This is a genomic window from Allorhizobium borbori, from assembly GCF_014196535.1.
GTDB classification, from domain to species: domain Bacteria; phylum Pseudomonadota; class Alphaproteobacteria; order Rhizobiales; family Rhizobiaceae; genus Ectorhizobium; species Ectorhizobium borbori.
This window is the reverse complement of the sequence record NZ_JACIDU010000010.1, coordinates 12,841-28,821: the sequence shown is the minus strand read 5'-3', so window position 1 is coordinate 28,821 and position 15,981 is coordinate 12,841. Positions and strand designations below refer to the sequence as shown.

The 15,981-nt window shown below is 60.3% G+C and carries 19 protein-coding genes; 6 read left to right on the top strand and 13 right to left on the bottom strand.

Going from position 1 to position 15,981, the window contains the following annotated elements:
• Positions 1 to 64: 64 nt before the first annotated feature.
• The 6 genes from ahcY to GGQ66_RS13070 form a co-directional block, all read right to left on the bottom strand.
• On the bottom strand, positions 65 to 1,465 hold the full coding sequence (gene ahcY / locus GGQ66_RS13095; protein WP_183793170.1) for an adenosylhomocysteinase: 1,401 nt from the start codon (positions 1,463 to 1,465) through the stop codon (positions 65 to 67).
• A 246-nt stretch (positions 1,466 to 1,711) separates the two neighbouring features.
• Positions 1,712 to 1,987 (bottom strand): HPr family phosphocarrier protein, encoded by a 276-nt coding sequence (locus tag GGQ66_RS13090; RefSeq protein ID WP_183793169.1) that lies wholly within the window; start codon positions 1,985 to 1,987, stop codon positions 1,712 to 1,714.
• A gap of 34 nt (positions 1,988 to 2,021) precedes the next feature.
• Positions 2,022 to 2,423, bottom strand: coding sequence for a PTS sugar transporter subunit IIA (locus GGQ66_RS13085; RefSeq protein ID WP_183793168.1), 402 nt, complete (start codon positions 2,421 to 2,423; stop codon positions 2,022 to 2,024).
• Between the two features lie 150 nt (positions 2,424 to 2,573).
• The gene (locus GGQ66_RS13080) at positions 2,574 to 3,038 is read right to left on the bottom strand and encodes an HPr kinase/phosphorylase (protein WP_183793167.1); all 465 of its coding nucleotides are present in this window, start codon (positions 3,036 to 3,038) and stop codon (positions 2,574 to 2,576) included.
• A gap of 7 nt (positions 3,039 to 3,045) precedes the next feature.
• Positions 3,046 to 4,767, bottom strand: a complete 1,722-nt coding sequence (locus GGQ66_RS13075) for a sensor histidine kinase (protein ID WP_183793166.1) — start codon at positions 4,765 to 4,767, stop codon at positions 3,046 to 3,048.
• Between the two features lie 114 nt (positions 4,768 to 4,881).
• Positions 4,882 to 5,607: a response regulator transcription factor gene (locus GGQ66_RS13070; RefSeq protein ID WP_183793165.1), complete on the bottom strand. Its 726-nt coding sequence runs from the start codon at positions 5,605 to 5,607 to the stop codon at positions 4,882 to 4,884.
• 340 nt (positions 5,608 to 5,947) lie between these two features.
• Between GGQ66_RS13070 and GGQ66_RS13065 the strand changes: the two genes are divergently transcribed.
• From GGQ66_RS13065 to GGQ66_RS13045, 5 genes are all read left to right on the top strand, one after another.
• The gene (locus tag GGQ66_RS13065; protein ID WP_183793164.1) at positions 5,948 to 7,546 is read left to right on the top strand and encodes a phosphoenolpyruvate carboxykinase; all 1,599 of its coding nucleotides are present in this window, start codon (positions 5,948 to 5,950) and stop codon (positions 7,544 to 7,546) included.
• A 104-nt stretch (positions 7,547 to 7,650) separates the two neighbouring features.
• Positions 7,651 to 8,085, top strand: a complete 435-nt coding sequence (gene arfB, locus GGQ66_RS13060) for an alternative ribosome rescue aminoacyl-tRNA hydrolase ArfB (protein WP_183793163.1) — start codon at positions 7,651 to 7,653, stop codon at positions 8,083 to 8,085.
• A 113-nt stretch (positions 8,086 to 8,198) separates the two neighbouring features.
• Positions 8,199 to 8,660, top strand: a complete 462-nt coding sequence (lysM, locus tag GGQ66_RS13055; RefSeq protein WP_183793162.1) for a peptidoglycan-binding protein LysM — start codon at positions 8,199 to 8,201, stop codon at positions 8,658 to 8,660.
• 72 nt (positions 8,661 to 8,732) lie between these two features.
• Positions 8,733 to 9,377: an alpha-ketoglutarate-dependent dioxygenase AlkB family protein gene (locus GGQ66_RS13050; RefSeq protein ID WP_183793161.1), complete on the top strand. Its 645-nt coding sequence runs from the start codon at positions 8,733 to 8,735 to the stop codon at positions 9,375 to 9,377.
• Between the two features lie 5 nt (positions 9,378 to 9,382).
• Positions 9,383 to 10,570 (top strand): glycosyltransferase family 87 protein, encoded by a 1,188-nt coding sequence (locus tag GGQ66_RS13045; RefSeq protein ID WP_183793160.1) that lies wholly within the window; start codon positions 9,383 to 9,385, stop codon positions 10,568 to 10,570.
• Positions 10,571 to 10,573: 3 nt separating this feature from the next.
• Here GGQ66_RS13045 and coaA read toward each other — a convergent pair whose 3' ends face one another.
• The 7 genes from coaA to hisB are packed head-to-tail and all read right to left on the bottom strand — an operon-like array spanning position 10,574 to position 15,228.
• Positions 10,574 to 11,566: a type I pantothenate kinase gene (gene coaA / locus GGQ66_RS13040; protein WP_370686345.1), complete on the bottom strand. Its 993-nt coding sequence runs from the start codon at positions 11,564 to 11,566 to the stop codon at positions 10,574 to 10,576.
• Positions 11,567 to 11,584: 18 nt separating this feature from the next.
• Positions 11,585 to 11,905: a phosphoribosyl-ATP diphosphatase gene (locus GGQ66_RS13035; RefSeq protein WP_183793158.1), complete on the bottom strand. Its 321-nt coding sequence runs from the start codon at positions 11,903 to 11,905 to the stop codon at positions 11,585 to 11,587.
• A gap of 14 nt (positions 11,906 to 11,919) precedes the next feature.
• A complete protein-coding gene (hisF, locus tag GGQ66_RS13030; RefSeq protein WP_183793157.1) occupies positions 11,920 to 12,708 on the bottom strand; it encodes an imidazole glycerol phosphate synthase subunit HisF in 789 nt (262 codons plus the stop codon).
• Entirely contained in the window at positions 12,705 to 13,451 is a 747-nt protein-coding gene (gene hisA, locus GGQ66_RS13025) for a 1-(5-phosphoribosyl)-5-[(5-phosphoribosylamino)methylideneamino]imidazole-4-carboxamide isomerase (protein ID WP_183793156.1), read from the bottom strand. The genes hisF and hisA overlap by 4 nt, the downstream gene beginning before the upstream one ends.
• A gap of 1 nt (position 13,452) precedes the next feature.
• A complete protein-coding gene (hisH, locus tag GGQ66_RS13020; protein ID WP_183793155.1) occupies positions 13,453 to 14,103 on the bottom strand; it encodes an imidazole glycerol phosphate synthase subunit HisH in 651 nt (216 codons plus the stop codon).
• A gap of 3 nt (positions 14,104 to 14,106) precedes the next feature.
• Positions 14,107 to 14,583, bottom strand: a complete 477-nt coding sequence (locus tag GGQ66_RS13015) for a DUF2628 domain-containing protein (RefSeq protein WP_183793154.1) — start codon at positions 14,581 to 14,583, stop codon at positions 14,107 to 14,109.
• A 39-nt stretch (positions 14,584 to 14,622) separates the two neighbouring features.
• Entirely contained in the window at positions 14,623 to 15,228 is a 606-nt protein-coding gene (gene hisB / locus GGQ66_RS13010) for an imidazoleglycerol-phosphate dehydratase HisB (protein ID WP_183793153.1), read from the bottom strand.
• 221 nt (positions 15,229 to 15,449) lie between these two features.
• Between hisB and hslV the strand changes: the two genes are divergently transcribed.
• Positions 15,450 to 15,980: an ATP-dependent protease subunit HslV gene (gene hslV, locus GGQ66_RS13005; RefSeq protein ID WP_183793152.1), complete on the top strand. Its 531-nt coding sequence runs from the start codon at positions 15,450 to 15,452 to the stop codon at positions 15,978 to 15,980.
• The last annotated feature ends 1 nt before the right edge of the window (position 15,981 follow it).

Here is a 15,981-nt window from a genome sequence, read left to right as displayed (position 1 = left end):
AAAAAGAAGCCGCGGCTTTTGTCAAGGTCGCGGCTTCTATATCTTGTGGATGAATGTGCGCTAATTAATAGCGGTAGTGTTCAGCCTTGAACGGACCAGTGGTGGACACGCCGATATAGGCAGCCTGCTCTTCCGAAAGCTCGGTCAGCTTCACGCCGAGCTTGTCGAGATGCAGGCGAGCCACCTTCTCGTCGAGGTGCTTCGGCAGGATGTAGACCTCGTTCTTGTAGTCATCCGGCTTGGTGTAAAGCTCGATCTGCGCCAGAACCTGGTTGGTGAACGAAGCCGACATCACGAAGGAAGGGTGGCCGGTGGCGTTGCCGAGGTTCAGCAGGCGGCCTTCCGACAGCAGGATCATGCGGTTGCCGGAGGGGAACTCGATCATGTCGACCTGCGGCTTGATGTTGGTCCACTTGAGGTTCCGCAGCGCTGCAACCTGAATTTCATTGTCGAAATGGCCGATATTGCCGACGATCGCCATGTCCTTCATCTCGCGCATGTGCTCGATGCGGATGACGTCCTTGTTGCCGGTCGTCGTGATGAAGATATCGGCGGTCGAAGCAACATCTTCGAGCTGGACGATTTCGAAACCGTCCATGGCGGCCTGAAGCGCGCAGATCGGGTCGATTTCCGTGACCTTGACGCGGGCGCCGGCGCCACGCAGCGAGGCAGCGGAGCCCTTGCCGACGTCACCGTAACCGCAGACCACGGCGACCTTGCCGGCCATCATCACGTCGGTGGCGCGGCGAATGCCGTCAACCAGCGATTCCTTGCAGCCATACTTGTTGTCGAACTTCGACTTGGTGACGCTATCGTTGACGTTGATGGCCGGGAAGGGCAGGAGACCCTTCTTCTGCAGTTCATAGAGGCGGTGCACGCCCGTGGTCGTTTCTTCGGAAACGCCCTTGATGGCGGCGCGCTGCTTGGTGAACCAGCCCGGGGAAGCCTTCAGGCGCTTCTTGATCTGCGCGATGAGGATTTCTTCCTCTTCGGAACCGGGGTTGGACAGCACGTCTTCACCGGCTTCGGCGCGGGCACCCAGCAGGATGTACATGGTGGCGTCGCCGCCATCGTCGAGGATCATGTTCGAAAAGCCGCCATCGGTCCACTGGAAGATGCGGTCGGTATATTCCCAGTACTCCGTCAGCGTTTCACCCTTCACGGCAAAGACCGGAATGCCGGCGGCGGCAATGGCCGCGGCGGCATGGTCCTGCGTCGAGAAGATGTTGCACGAAGCCCAGCGTACTTCTGCGCCGAGCGCCTTCAGTGTTTCGATCAGAACGCCGGTCTGGATCGTCATGTGCAGCGAGCCGGAAATACGCGCACCCTTCAGCGGCAGCGTTTCGCCGAATTCGGCGCGGCAGGCCATCAGACCCGGCATTTCGGTTTCGGCAATGTCGAGTTCCTTGCGGCCGAAAGCGGCAAGCTCGATATCGGCAACGATGTAATCCTTGTCGGTGCTCATGACTGTCTCCTGAATGGATGCGTTTGGCCGCAACGCCTGTGTTCGACAGGGCGGCATGCGATGAACCCGCCGAAGCGGGCAGGACTGGAGACAGGCAATATCAGGCTTTGTCGCGTCTGGCAATTCCGACATAAAGAAGTCTTTATGTCTTTATGTCTTTATGTCCTTGGTGAATGCAGGGCAAACGGGATTCAACATGCACGAAATCGGGTGCATGGAAAAAATATTGCCAAAATCGGGCTGAAGTTACATTTCCTCGCCGAAGCGGTCGGCGACGAGGCGTTCAAGCGCGTCGAGAACATCCACGGCCTGGTTTCCGGTCGCGGAAACCATGACGCAACAGCCGGGGCTGGCAGCCAGCATCATCAGGCCCATGATGGACGTTCCGCCCACCGACATGCCATCCTTGGAAACGGTGACGTTGGCGTCATAGGCACTGACCGTCTGCACGAATTTTGCCGAAGCACGCGCGTGCAGTCCGCGCTTGTTGATGATGGGGAGTTCGCGCGAGAGCGACGTCATCGAAATCCTTTTCAGCACATAGGCTGGAATTGCTCTATTTGCCGCTCAGAACACGGCTTGCGACATTGATATATTTGCGTCCGGCTTCCGATGATTCAAGCAGCGCCTTCTCCATATCGTTATCTGCGCGAATGCCGGCGAGCTTGATCAGCATGGGCAGGTTCATGCCGGCAATCACTTCCACCTTGCCAGTGTTCATGACCGAAATCGAAAGATTGGAGGGGGTTCCGCCGAACATGTCGGTGAGGATGATGACGCCATGGCCGGTATCGGCGCGCTCCACGGCGGCAACGATATCCTGACGGCGCTGGTCCATGTCATCCTCGGGGCCGATGCAAATCGTCTCGATGAGTTGCTGGGGTCCGACGACATGTTCCAGAGCCAGACGGAACTCTTCCGCCAACTTGCCATGCGTCACCAGCACTAGTCCGATCATAATATTACTCGTCTCCCCACAGCGCAGACTGAATGCCCGATAACGCAATGCAGAATGGCTGTCCATCGGTGGACGAGTATCTTGGCGATGAAAATGTGAAGTGCAAGCCAAAAATAGAGGCTTGTACCAAGGTTCCCGGCCGACTTTCGCCTACCAGAAGTGCAATTCCCGTTGGAAAACACCCAAAACCGCGAGGGGATCAAGGGTGTCAACCGGAAGTCGCAACAAGGGGAGCGAGATAGTTCCGGTGAGGGTCACGGTCTCGTTTTCGGCGGGCAGACGCTCACTTTCGGCGGAAATCACGGGGTGCACTGCAAGATGCATGAGCGCATGCGGCAGGCTTTCGACCGTGCCGATGCCGGTGCAGCGAAACTCCATCAGGCCGGCAATGGGTTCGGGCCGCCGGGCGATGACGTGGCCGTTCACGCCTTCGATAAAGATCTGGTCGTCGGCGATCAGCGCTGCGAAAAGCCTCGCGCGCCGGGCCGCCGCAAGGCAGGCAAAGGCGAGTTTCGATTTTCCGCTGCCGGAGGGGCCGATGAAGACGATCCCGACGGTGCCGACAACGATGGCCGTAGCGTGAACATTGCTGGCCGGGGCGGGTGTTTCGGCCATCGCCGCCTCACGCCGTTTTCTGCAGGGCCGGGAGCGAGAGGACGAAGCGCGCGCCGGTTACCTTGTCGCTGTCGGCGTCGTGCATGTTTTCCGCTTTCAGCGTTCCGCCATGCGCCTCGGCAATCTGGCGGCTGATCGAAAGGCCGAGCCCTGAATTCTGGCCGAAGCTCTCGCCCTCCGGCCGGTCGGTGTAAAAGCGTTCGAAGATGCGGTCGATATCCTCGGCCTGAATGCCAGGGCCGTTGTCTTCGATCTGGACAATGCAGCGATCCTTGGTCCGTGAAAGACGCACGGTGATGCGGCCATTCTTCTCCGGCACGAAGGAGCGGGCATTCTCGATGAGGTTGGTGACGATCTGGCCAAGACGCAGGTCGTGGCCATTGACGGTGAAGCCAACGCGGCTGCCGGGTTTCTGGTCGATGATATAGTCCAGCTCGACCGGCTTCTTGTGGTTGCGAATCTGTTGGGAAATGTTGACGAGGTTGGAAAGCAGCACTTCCAGATCAACAGGCGCGGCATCGGCACGGGCAAGCTCCGCATCGAGCCGCGACGCGTCGGAGATATCGCTGATCAGCCGGTCGAGACGGCGCACGTCGTGCTGGATGATGTCCGTCAGGCGGCGCTTGGAATCCTCGCTCTTTGCCAGCGGCAGCGTTTCGACGGCACTTCGCAGCGAGGTAAGCGGGTTCTTCAACTCGTGGCTGACATCGGCGGCGAAGCTTTCGATGGCGTCGATGCGGTCGTAAAGCGCCGTCGTCATCTCGCGCAGTGCCACCGAAAGATTACCGATCTCGTCCTGACGGATGGAGAAATCCGGAATTTCCTCGCGCTGCTTGGCACCGCGCCGCACGCGAACCGCTGCCGCTGAAAGCCGGCGCAGGGGATTGGCGATGGTGGAAGAGAGCATCAGCGACAGAACGATGTTGACGAGCGTGGCGACACCAGCCATGCGCATGATCGCAAGACGTTCGGCATGGACGATCTTGTCGATATCGCCGGCCTGGGTCGAAAGCAGAAGGACGCCAAGCACGGCGCGCGATCGCTGCACCGGCACGGCGACGGACACGATCAGTTCACCCTTCTCGGTAACGCGCACCACCGCGCCGCGCACGCCGGTCAGTGCGTTCATCACTTCGGGATAGATCGCGCCATCGCCGCCGGGCGATTCCTTGTAAAGCGGCAGGTTGCCGGGCTGGAGCAGCCGGTTCACCCAGCTCATGAAACGGTCGCTGATGCCGACATTCGTGGGGTCGATGGGCGGCAGGTCGAAACGCAGAACCTGTCGCTGTGAATAGAGATGCCGCGAGTCGAGCAGCAGGTTGGCATCGGAATCGAACAGGCGCGCGCGCGTCCGCGTGGGAGAGATGAGTCGTCGAAGAACCGGCGCCACGCGCTCGGGATTGATCGGGAAATCGAGGTTCTCGTCGCTCGGCACCGGCGTGATGCTTTGACCAGCCTGGAGTTCCAGCAGCTTTTCCGGATCGATGGTGATCGAGTTGGTATCGACCGACGCTGAGGCGGAGATCGCGCCAGCGATGATTTCGCCCTGAGTCAAAAGACTTTCCACGCGGGCGTCGATCAGGCCCTCGCGGAACTGGTTGAGATAGAGAATGCCGCCGACTAGCACCACGAGCGCGGCCAGATTGAAGAAGACGATGCGCCGTGTCAGGCTGGAAAACACGGCATTGCCGAACAGACGGCGGATGAGCGTGAATGGGCGCGAGAGCATACGCCCTCCCGCCCGGCGAGAGGACCGGTTTCCCTGAACCTCGCCTTGCCTGTCAACCTTGCTGTCCGCCACTGTCGCCATCGATCAATCCAGAGCTTTCGCCGGCCCGAAGAGTCAGGCCGATTCGCGGAAGCGGTATCCCACGCCGTAAAGCGTTTCAATCATGTCGAAGTCGGTATCGGCCATCTTGAACTTCTTGCGAAGCCGCTTGATGTGGCTGTCGATGGTGCGGTCGTCGACATAGACCTGTTCGTCATAGGCTGCATCCATCAGTGCGTCGCGGCTCTTCACCACGCCGGGCCGCTGGGCGAGCGCATGCAGGATAAGGAATTCGGTAACGGTCAACGTCACCGGTTCGCCCTTCCAGGTGCAGGTGTGTCGCTCCTGATCCATAACGAGCTGGCCGCGTTCCAGCGTGCGGGCCTGATCACCCTGCGCCGGCTTTGCCGGGGCGGTCCCGCTTGCAGCGGCCTCGCGATTGGCCACGCGGCGCAGGATCGCCTTGACGCGTTCCACCAGAAGCCGCTGCGAAAAGGGCTTGGTGATGAAATCGTCGGCGCCCATCTTGAGGCCGAACAGTTCGTCGATTTCCTCATCCTTGGAGGTGAGGAAGATCACCGGCAGGTCCGACTTCTGACGCAACCGGCGCAGAAGTTCCATGCCGTCCATGCGCGGCATCTTGATGTCGAATATCGCCAAGTTCGGCGGGCGGGCGGAAAGTCCCTCCAGCGCCGACGCGCCATCCGTATAGGTTTCCACCTTGTAGCCTTCGGCCTCAAGGGCGATGGATACGGATGTCAGGATATTGCGGTCGTCGTCAACGAGCGCGATTGTCTGCATGCTAAAGTTCTCCGCCATCATCGAATGCGCATCTCCTGGATTTCTCTACCCAGCCCAGGCCGACAGTCGCCGGTGCGTCTTCATGAGTATAAAGGTGGAACAAATTGTGGCAAAGACAAAAGCGACCGCTTAATGTCGCATCCGCCTGACTGGTAGATCGTCAAGTTTGGCGAAAAGGGCGCTCCGTTTAAACGATTTAAACAGGACCGTTTCGTTTTAAACCGATTAATTGTTTGAAATTATTGGCGATTTTAACCATGGTGGTCTTGCGTTTTCTCAGGCTGGGAACTAGGTTCCCGCCAGCTTTGCATTTGTGGCCTTAACGAAGGAGGGCGTCTGCATGGAGGAGCTCGGAGTATTCAATCCGGCGAATAGCGTAACTGCGGTTGGCATCGAAGGTGCTGCCGTTGTGAAGTACAATTTCCTTGAGCCCTATCTGGTCGAGGAGTCGATTCGTGCCGGCGAGGCTGATCTGACCGCAGACGGTGCCGTTCGCGCCATCACCGGCCAGCACACCGGTCGCTCCCCGAAGGACAAGTTCGTCGTTCGCGATGCCGTGACCGAAGACAAGATCTGGTGGGACAACAACAAGCCGATGTCGCCGGAACACTTTGCTGTTCTGAAAGCCGACATGCTTGCCCACGCCAAGGGCAAGAGCCTCTACGTGCAGGATCTGATCGGCGGCGCCGATCCGGAAAACGCCCTGCCGACCCGCGTCGTCACCGAGCTGGCCTGGCATGCGCTGTTCATCCGCAATCTGCTCATCCGTCCGAAGAAGGAAGAGCTCGCCACCTTCAAGCAGAAGCTGACGATCATCAACCTGCCGAGCTTCAAGGCTGATCCGGCCCGTCACGGCTGCCGTTCGGAAACCGTCATCGCCTGCGACCTCGAAGGCGGTCTCGTTCTCATCGGCGGCACGTCCTATGCCGGCGAAAACAAGAAGTCGGTCTTCACCGTCCTCAACTACCTGCTGCCCGCCAAGGGCGTCATGCCGATGCACTGCTCGGCCAACGTCGGCCCGGCCGGCGATGCGGCTGTCTTCTTCGGCCTGTCCGGCACCGGCAAGACCACGCTGTCTGCCGATCCGAAGCGCACGCTCGTTGGCGACGACGAACATGGCTGGGGCGAACACGGCATCTTCAACTTCGAAGGCGGCTGCTACGCAAAGACCATCCGTCTTTCGGCCGAAGCCGAACCGGAAATCTATGCCACGACCAAGCGTTTCGGCACGGTTCTGGAAAACGTCATTCTCGATGAGAACCGCGTTCCGAACTTCGACGACGGCTCGCTGACGGAAAATACCCGTTGCGCCTATCCGCTGCACTTCATCCCGAATGCGTCGGAAACCGGCCTTGCTCCCCATCCGAAGACGATCATCATGTTGACTGCCGACGCTTTCGGCGTGATGCCGCCGATCGCCAAGCTGACGCCGGAACAGGCTGAGTACCACTTCCTTTCCGGTTACACCGCCAAGGTTGCCGGCACGGAAAAGGGCGTCACCGAACCGGAAGCCACCTTCTCCACCTGCTTCGGCGCACCGTTCATGCCGCGTCACCCGGCTGAATACGGCGCCCTGTTGAAGGAACTGATCGCCAAGCACGGCGTGACCTGCTGGCTGGTGTCCACCGGCTGGACCGGCGGCGCTTACGGCGTCGGCAAGCGCATGCCCATCAAGGCAACCCGCGCCCTCCTGACGGCTGCTCTTTCGGGCGAACTGAACAAGGTCGAATTCCGCAAGGACGAAAACTTCGGCTTCATGGTTCCGAAGGCTCTCGAAGGCGTCGACACCGCGATCCTCGATCCGCGCTCGACCTGGGCCGATGGCGCTGCTTACGACGCGCAGGCCAAGAAGCTGGCCGGCATGTTCGTCGCGAACTTCGCCAAGTTCGAAGATCACGTCGACGACAAGGTCAAGGCCGCAGCTCCGGTTGCTGCCTGATCGAAATCCTGAACTGGATTCACGTGAAACCCGGTTGGTTCGCCAGCCGGGTTTTTCTTTTGCCTTTCTCCGGCTATGGAAAGGAAAGCGAAGGAGAAACGGACATGGCAAGCGATCCCCTGGTGATCAACAGTCGCATCACGATTGCAGGGTGGGAGCTTATCGAACAGTTCGTGCTGGCGGGTGGTCCCGGTGGCCAGAACGTCAACAAGGTGTCGACGGCGGTCCAGCTTTTCTTCGATATTGCATCCTCGCCCGTACTCAATGATCGCGTGAAGGCAAACGCCATCAAGCTTGGCGGCAGCCGGGTTTCGAAGGATGGCGTGCTGATGATCGAGGCGAGCCGCTTCCGTAGCCAGGAGCGCAATCGCGAGGACGCCCGCGTCCGCCTGCGCGAGCTTCTTCTGGAGGCCGCCGCCCCGCCGCCGCCGCCGCGCCGCAAGACCAAACCCACCAAAGGTTCGATCGAACGTCGCCTCAAGGAGAAGTCCGGAAGGGCCGATGTCAAGAAGATGCGGGGCCGTCCTGTGACGGAATGAGCCAAGGCCGTTTCGCTTTTTTCTCTCATTTTTGAGGGATGAACCCTTGTAATCTTCCTGTCGCTGCTCTCTCTTATGACGAGAATCGAAACAACCTGCAGGGAGAAACGATCATGGGTCTGTTCAGCTTCATCAAGAGCGCCGGCGTCAAGCTTGGCCTGGTGGACGACGAAGGCGAGAAGGCACCGGATGCCGAAGCCGTGAAGAAGGAACTGGAATCGCACGGCCTCGGTACTGACAAGGTTCAGGTTGCCGTCGAAGGCGACAAGGTCGTCCTCAAGGGTGACGTGGCCGACCAGAGCATCTTCGAGAAGGCCGTGATTGCCGTGGGCAACACGCTCGGCATTTCCAAGGTTGAAGCCTCCGAACTCAAGGTCGCGGAAGCCGCCGCCAAGGAGCCGGTGCTCTACACCGTCAAGAAGGGCGACAATCTCTGGAAGATCGCCGAAGCGCAGTATGGCGCCGGCAAGGGCGCCAAGCATACAATCATCTTCGAAGCGAACAAGCCGATGCTGACGCATCCGGACAAGATCTATCCGGGTCAGGTTCTGCGCATTCCGGAACTGGAAGCCTGATTCAAACCGGTTGAACGCGCCGCCGTGAATCCTCAGGGGTTTGCGGCGGTTTTCTTTTGAGTGTGGCGGGTCATGAAGCAGAAAGAACTGGTCCTGTCGCCGGGTGTGCGATTCCTTCCCGGCTATTTTGATCGACCGGCGCAGGACGCGCTGGTGGAGACGATTCGTGCGGTCGTGAGTGCCGGGCCGCTGTTCGTTCCGCGGATGCCGCGAACCGGCAAGCCGATGTCGGTGAAAATGACCAATTGCGGCTCACTCGGCTGGGTGACCGATAAGGAGCGCGGCTACCGCTATCAACCGCTGCACCCTGAAACCGGCAAAGCCTGGCCACCGATCCCCCAGGCCTTGCTCGATCTTTGGCGTGATGTTGCCCCGGATGCGCCGGAACCGGAGGCCTGCCTTGTCAACTTCTATGCGCCGGATGCCCGTATGAGCCTGCATCAGGACCGCGACGAACAGGATTTCTCCGCCCCCGTTGTCTCGGTTTCGCTGGGCGATAGCTGCCTGTTCCGGCTCGGCGGCCTTGAGCGAAACGATCGCACGCAATCCCTGAAACTCGCCAGTGGCGATGTCTTCGTGCTTGGCGGGCAGGGCCGGCTGTTCTTCCACGGCGTCGACCGTATTTATCCGGGCACATCCGATCTTCTGAAAAATGGTGGACGTATCAATCTCACGCTCAGGCGGGTATCGGGATCTGCTGGCAAGGTTCGGGAATGATGAACATGGGTGCCGAAAGGCAGGATATTCGCCTCGCGATCATCGTCACGGTGTTTGTCTATGGCTGGGGCCTTTTCTATTTTGCAACACTGTGGACACTGGCACCGGATGGTCTTTCGGCAACGACGGGCAGCACGCCCTACTGGGATTTCAGCAATCTTTGGAGCGCAGGCCGGCTCATTCTGGATGGTCACGTCGACTGGCTTTTCGAACCGGACCATTACCGCGCCTGGTTGCGCCTGACATTTTCCGAAGCCCTGCCGAATCAGGAATGGAGCTATCCGCCCAATCTGTTCTTTCTGGCGGTGCCGCTTGGTGCCTTGCCGATCATGCCGGCCTATCTGCTTTGGACCTTCGGCACCATCCTCTGCCTCCACTTCGCCATTCGGCCGCTTGCCTTGCCGCTTCTTGCGCACTGGCTTGCGATCACCGGTCCGGCGGTCTGGATGAACGCTGCTTTTGGCCAGAATGGCGCACTGACGGCAGCGTTGCTGCTCGGTGGATTGCTCAATCTGGAGCGCCGCCCTATTCTCGCCGGCGTCCTCATCGGCTTTATGGCCATCAAGCCGCATCTCGCGCTGTTAGTGCCTTTCTGCGTGCTTGCGAGCCGTAACTGGAAGGCCTTCCTTTCAGCGGCCCTCACAGTTGTCGGTCTGAACCTTGCAACGGGCCTCGTCTTTGGCTTCGATGTCTGGCGAAACTTCTTCGGCGTGACGGCACCGTTGATGTCGGCCATTCTGGAGGCGCCCTTTCCGCAATCCTATCACGGTAACGCCGCCACGGCGTTCATCATGGGGCGGTGGCTTGGCTTCGATCTCGCGGGCGCCTATGCCCTGCAGGCGGCCTTCGCACTGGCAGCGATCATCGTCTGCGTCGTGATGTGGCGGCCGGCCTCCACAATGCCGGTGGCGAAGCGTGCTGTCCTGACGGCGGTTCTCGCCATCGTATCGACACCCTATGGATATTCCTATGACATGGTGCCACTGGGCGTTGCCGTTGCGTGGCTTGCTGTGCATGACAAGGGCATGAACCGGTTGGGACTGGTGCCGATCTGGATCGCGCCACTATTCATTCACGCACTCATCATCAAGGGCGGCGTCGCCATCGGTGTTCTTTTCCCGGCAACGCTTGCCATCTGGGCGCTCTGGCGCGAATGGAGCGGCAAGATGACCGCCCCGCGATCTGAACCTTGAGGGTCAGAGCTTGCGCAACGCCACTTTCTCGACCGTGTGGTTCTCACCCTTCTGGAGAATGAGATCGGCCCGCGGACGGGTCGGCAGAATGTTCTGCCGGAGGTTTTTCAGGTTGGTGTTGTGCCACAGCCCTTCGGCGACCGACACAGCTTCCTCGACGCTGATCGAGGCATAGCGGTTGAAATAGGCCTGCGGATCACGGAAGGCGGTCTGGCGCAGGCGCAGGAAGCGCTCCACATACCATTTGTGAATCAGGTGTTCGTCGGCGTCGATATAGATCGAGAAGTCGAAGAAGTCCGAAACGATGGGCACGATCTTGCCGCCCGCCGGCAGGTGGCGTGACTGGAGAACATTGACGCCCTCGAAGATCAGGATGTCGGGCCGATCGACGATGGTATGCTCATCCGGCAGCACGTCATAGACGCTGTGGGAATAGCGCGGTGCCTTCACATTCGGCAGACCGGCCTTGATGTCGGAGAGGAAGCGCAGCAGCGCCCCGGTATTGTAGCTTTCCGGAAAGCCCTTGCGCGCCATCAGGCCGCGCGCCTTCAGAATGGCGTTCGGGTAGAGGAAACCGTCCGTGGTGACGAGATCGACCTTCGGGCTTGAAGGCCAGCGGGCCAGAAGCTCCTTCAGGATACGGGCCGTGGTGGACTTGCCGACCGCCACCGAACCGGCGATGCCGATCACGAAGGGCGTCTTCACCGCATCCGACAGGCTGAGAAACTGGTTGCGCTGGTTGAACAGCATCTGCGAGGATTCGACATGGGCCGAGAGCAGGCGCGACAGCGACAGGTAGATGCGCCGGACCTCATCGAGATTGATCGGATCATCGATGGAACGCAGGCGGTTAATATCGTCTTCGGTCAGCGTCAGCGGAGTGTCGGCACGAAATTTTGCCCATTCCGCAGCGGTAAAGAAGTGATATGGCGAGTACCGGCTTGCCTGGAAATGGTCCAGTGTCTCCGGCACCTCTACCTCCCTGATCGCGCCCATACTCAACTCCTCCGGAGACTACTCCCGACGATTCGCCTTCTCCTCAAGGCCGGATTGCGCAGTACGCTTTTCCAATACCTTCAATACATCTGAAAGCGGTATGTCCGCAATCTTCAAAACGACCAGAAGGTGATAAAGGAGGTCTGCACTTTCGTCGGTCAGGTTATCACGATCTCCGGCAATGGCTGCGATGACGGTTTCTACCGCCTCTTCGCCCAACTTCTTGGCGGCCTTGCGCTGGCCGGCCGTGTAAAGCTTGGCCGTCCAGGATTCGTCCGGCGAGGCGAGCGCACGACGCGCAACGATCTTTTCAAGGTCGGAAAGGGTAAACTCGGTCATGTCCTGTCTCTCCGTCAGTCGAGCCGCATCGGAATGCCGCGCTCGGCCATGTAGCGCTTGGCCTCACCGATCGTGTAGGTGCCGAAATGGAAGATCGAAGCGGCGAGAACCGCTGTCGCATGACCTTCCGTGACACCCGCCACCAGATCGTCGAGATTGCCGACGCCACCCGATGCGATCACCGGCACCCGAACCGCATCCGCGATGGTGCGGGTCAGTTCCAGATCGTAACCGGACTTGGTGCCGTCCTTGTCCATGGAGGTCACGAGCAGTTCGCCGGCTCCACGCTCGACCATCTGGATCGCGAATTCCACCGCATCGATGCCGGTCGGGTTGCGCCCGCCATGGGTGTAGATTTCCCAGGCGCTCTTGTTGTCGCCACCGATTTCCTGCGTGCGGCGACGCTTGGCGTCGATGGAGACGACGATGCACTGGTCGCCGAACTTGTCGGCGGCTTCGTTCACGAAATCCGGATTGTTCACCGCCGCCGAGTTGATCGAAACCTTGTCGGCGCCGCATAGCAGCAACTTGCGGATATCGGCAATGGTGCGCACGCCGCCGCCGACGGTGAGCGGCATGAAGCAATGTTCGGCGGTACGCTGCACCACATCGAAGATCGTGTCGCGATTGTCGGAGGACGCGGTGATGTCGAGGAAGCACAGTTCGTCGGCGCCGGCGGCGTCATAGGCCTGTGCGGCCTCCACCGGATCGCCCGCATCGATGAGATCAACGAAATTGACGCCCTTGACGACGCGGCCGTCCTTGACGTCGAGGCAGGGTATGACGCGAGCTTTCAGGGTCACAGCGCGGCCTCCTTCTTCGCAGCGGCAATCAAGGCCAGCGCTTCCTTCGGGTCGATGCGGCCGTCATAGAGCGCCCGACCGGAAATCGCGCCTTCGAGACGCGCGGCATCGGGCTCCAGCATGCGGCGAATATCATCCAGCGAAGCAAGGCCGCCCGAGGCGATGACGGGAATCGAAACGGCGTCGGCCAGTTCCAGTGTGGAAGCCCAGTTTATGCCCGTCAGAATGCCGTCGCGGTCGATGTCGGTGTAGATGATGGCCGAGACGCCAGCGCCCTCGAACTTCTTCGCCAGCTCGATCACGCCGAGTTCCGAGGCTTCCGCCCAGCCCTCGACCGCCACCTTGCCGCCCTTGGCGTCGATACCGACGGCGACATGGCCGGGGAAGCGCTTGCAGGCTTCGATGACCAGTGCCGGGTCGCGCACCGCCACCGTGCCGAGAATGACACGGGATAGTCCGCGCGAAAGCCAGTTTTCGATATGGTCGAGCGTGCGAATCCCGCCACCGAGCTGCACCGGGTTCTTCGTCGCCTTGAGGATGGCGTCGACGGCAGCACCGTTGACCGTCTCACCGGCAAAAGCACCGTTGAGGTCGACCACATGCAGCCACTCGAAACCCTGATCCTCGAAGGCTTTCGCCTGCGCGCCGGGGTCGGGATTGTAGACGGTGGCCTGGTCCATGTCGCCAAGCTTCAGGCGCACGCACTGGCCGTCCTTCAGGTCGATTGCGGGAAAGAGGATCATGTCACGGCGTCCATTTCAGGAAGTTGGCAATAAGCTTGAGACCGAGCGTCTGGCTCTTTTCCGGGTGGAACTGGGCGCCGGCCATGTTGTCCCGACCGACGAAGGCGGTCATCGGGCCGCCGTAATCGGTTGTCGCGACTACGTCCTGAGGCTTTGCCGCGGCCAGATGGTAGGAATGTACGAAATAGGCGTGCAGGCCGCTTTCGCCCGTGGGAATGCCGTCGAAAAGCGGATGCGGACGGTTGAGCGTCAGTGTGTTCCAGCCGATCTGCGGGATCTTGAGGGTGGGGTCGGACGGGGTCATTTCCACGACATCGCCCTCGATCCAGCCGAGCCCCTGCGTGACCGTTTTTTCAAGCCCGCGCGAGGACATGAGCTGCATGCCGACGCAGATGCCGAGGAAGGGGCGGGCCTTTTCCTCGACGGCGTGGCGAAGCGCATCCACCATGCCCGGCACGGCGTCGAGACCGGCGCGGCAATCGGCATAGGCGCCGACACCCGGAAGCACGATCCGGTCGGCAGCGGCAACGATGTCGGCCTTGTCGGTCAGGATGATTTCGGCCTCGATCCCCTCCTCGCGGGCGGAGCGTTCGAAAGCCTTGGTGGCCGAGCGCAGATTGCCCGAACCGTAGTCGATGATCGCGACGCGCATCACTCAGCGTCCTCCATGCAAATCGAAAAGACCAAGCACCGGGCGATGGTCGCCCACGGGCCTGAAAGCGGCCGGTGCCGGGTTTGCGCCTGAATTCACCGGCGTTCTAGTCGCAAGCGGCGTTTTGGAAAAGAAGATTTCCTCGGCCTCGGCAAGATTCCGTGCTTCAAGGGCGGCCTCCAGCCGGAAGCCTTTCCGTTCGAGGTGACGAAGCCGCAGATTGCCGCTTTCGAGCCCGCAGAAAAGGCAGAGCGCGATGCCAGGGAAGGGGCCGGCGAGGCCGAGATGCCCGGTCTCCGCGACAAGACCAGCCAGCACCAGCAGAAGGACGGAAAGCAGGGCCTCGAACCAGAGCCGGTGCAGCAGGAACCACACGGGCGGAAAAAGATAGGCAAGGAAAGAAAAGCCGTCGCGTAGAACGACGGTTTTTTCATCACCTGGCGCGCGACCCGGCGGGGTCAGGAAAACATAGCTTGCCATGGAGGGAACCCTCTCTTGGCGAGGCGTCCGGACAACGGATCAGACCAGCGTGCCCTTGGTGGAGGGAACCCGGTTCGCCTGGCGTGGATCGATTTCGGTTGCTGCTCTGAGCACCCGCGCGACGGCCTTGAAACAGGTCTCGGCGATATGATGGTTGTTGGCGCCGTAATGGTTCAGAACATGCAGCGTGATACCGGCATTCTGGGCAAAGGCCTGAAAGAATTCACGCACGAGTTCGGTGTCGAAGGTGCCGATCTTCGGCGCGGAGAAATTCACGTTCCACACGAGGAAGGGCCGACCGGAAACATCGATGCCCGCCTTGGTCATCGTCTCGTCCATCACGAGATCGAGCGAGGCGTAGCGGGTGATGCCGCGCCGGTCACCCAGCGCCTTCGAGATGGCTTGCCCGAGCGCGATGCCGGTATCTTCCACCGTGTGGTGGTCATCGATATGCAGATCGCCCTTCACGGAAATATCCATGTCGACGAGGGAGTGGCGGCAAAGCTGGTCCAGCATATGATCGAAGAAGCCGACGCCCGTCGAAATCTTGCCGGTGCCGGTGCCGTCGATGGAAACGGAAACGGAAATGGCGGTCTCGTTGGTTGTGCGGGAAACGCTGGCCTTGCGGCTGGCGGCTTCGGTCATGTCGGGCTTCTCCCTGAATGATGCATGTCGTGCAAAAATGTGCAGCGGTTTCACGATAACGGCATGCACGAATATAGGTGACCGTTCCTTAGCAGGCAAAGGACCCCAAGGCCAGAATCATTGCGGGTGTTTGGCCGCATTGCATTCGTGCCGGGTGCACTTACATAAAGTCCAACGCACGACAAAGCCCGGACCGTTTCCGGAGCCTGAAGGACTTTCCAATGACGACGATTATCTCTGTACGCAAGGACGGCAAGGTGGTGATGGCCGGTGACGGTCAGGTGAGCCTTGGCCAGACTGTCATGAAGGGCAATGCCCGCAAGGTGCGCCGCATCGGCAAGGGCGGCGAGGTCATCGCCGGCTTTGCGGGAGCAACGGCAGATGCCTTCACCCTGCTCGACCGGCTTGAAAAGAAGCTGGAGCAATATCCCGGCCAGCTCATGCGCGCCGCCGTGGAGCTTGCCAAGGACTGGCGCACCGACAAGTATCTGCGCAATCTCGAGGCCATGATGATCGTGGCCGACAAGAACATTACGCTCGCGATCACCGGCAATGGCGATGTGCTCGAGCCTGAACATGGCGCCATTGCCATCGGTTCCGGCGGTAATTACGCACTCGCCGCCGCCCGCGCGCTGATGGATACGGATAGGGGCGCCGAAGAGGTGGCCCGCCGCGCGCTCGATATCGCGGCCGATATCTGCGTTTACACCAACCATAACATGATCGTCGAAACGCTCGATGCCGAACGTTGAG

Coding starts and splice junctions, on each gene's coding strand:
- hisA (WP_183793156.1), bottom strand. CDS start 13,451: ATGATCCTCTTTCCCGCAATCGACCTGAAGGACGGCCAGTGCGTGCGC.
- ahcY (WP_183793170.1), bottom strand. CDS start 1,465: ATGAGCACCGACAAGGATTACATCGTTGCCGATATCGAGCTTGCCGCT.
- arfB (WP_183793163.1), top strand. CDS start 7,651: ATGGCAAGCGATCCCCTGGTGATCAACAGTCGCATCACGATTGCAGGG.
- hisB (WP_183793153.1), bottom strand. CDS start 15,228: ATGACCGAAGCCGCCAGCCGCAAGGCCAGCGTTTCCCGCACAACCAAC.
- GGQ66_RS13035 (WP_183793158.1), bottom strand. CDS start 11,905: ATGACCGAGTTTACCCTTTCCGACCTTGAAAAGATCGTTGCGCGTCGT.
- coaA (WP_370686345.1), bottom strand. CDS start 11,566: ATGGGCGCGATCAGGGAGGTAGAGGTGCCGGAGACACTGGACCATTTC.
- lysM (WP_183793162.1), top strand. CDS start 8,199: ATGGGTCTGTTCAGCTTCATCAAGAGCGCCGGCGTCAAGCTTGGCCTG.
- GGQ66_RS13050 (WP_183793161.1), top strand. CDS start 8,733: ATGAAGCAGAAAGAACTGGTCCTGTCGCCGGGTGTGCGATTCCTTCCC.
- GGQ66_RS13090 (WP_183793169.1), bottom strand. CDS start 1,987: ATGACGTCGCTCTCGCGCGAACTCCCCATCATCAACAAGCGCGGACTG.
- GGQ66_RS13070 (WP_183793165.1), bottom strand. CDS start 5,607: ATGCAGACAATCGCGCTCGTTGACGACGACCGCAATATCCTGACATCC.
- hisH (WP_183793155.1), bottom strand. CDS start 14,103: ATGCGCGTCGCGATCATCGACTACGGTTCGGGCAATCTGCGCTCGGCC.
- GGQ66_RS13015 (WP_183793154.1), bottom strand. CDS start 14,583: ATGGCAAGCTATGTTTTCCTGACCCCGCCGGGTCGCGCGCCAGGTGAT.
- GGQ66_RS13085 (WP_183793168.1), bottom strand. CDS start 2,423: ATGATCGGACTAGTGCTGGTGACGCATGGCAAGTTGGCGGAAGAGTTC.
- hslV (WP_183793152.1), top strand. CDS start 15,450: ATGACGACGATTATCTCTGTACGCAAGGACGGCAAGGTGGTGATGGCC.
- GGQ66_RS13075 (WP_183793166.1), bottom strand. CDS start 4,767: ATGCTCTCGCGCCCATTCACGCTCATCCGCCGTCTGTTCGGCAATGCC.
- GGQ66_RS13065 (WP_183793164.1), top strand. CDS start 5,948: ATGGAGGAGCTCGGAGTATTCAATCCGGCGAATAGCGTAACTGCGGTT.
- GGQ66_RS13045 (WP_183793160.1), top strand. CDS start 9,383: ATGGGTGCCGAAAGGCAGGATATTCGCCTCGCGATCATCGTCACGGTG.
- GGQ66_RS13080 (WP_183793167.1), bottom strand. CDS start 3,038: ATGGCCGAAACACCCGCCCCGGCCAGCAATGTTCACGCTACGGCCATC.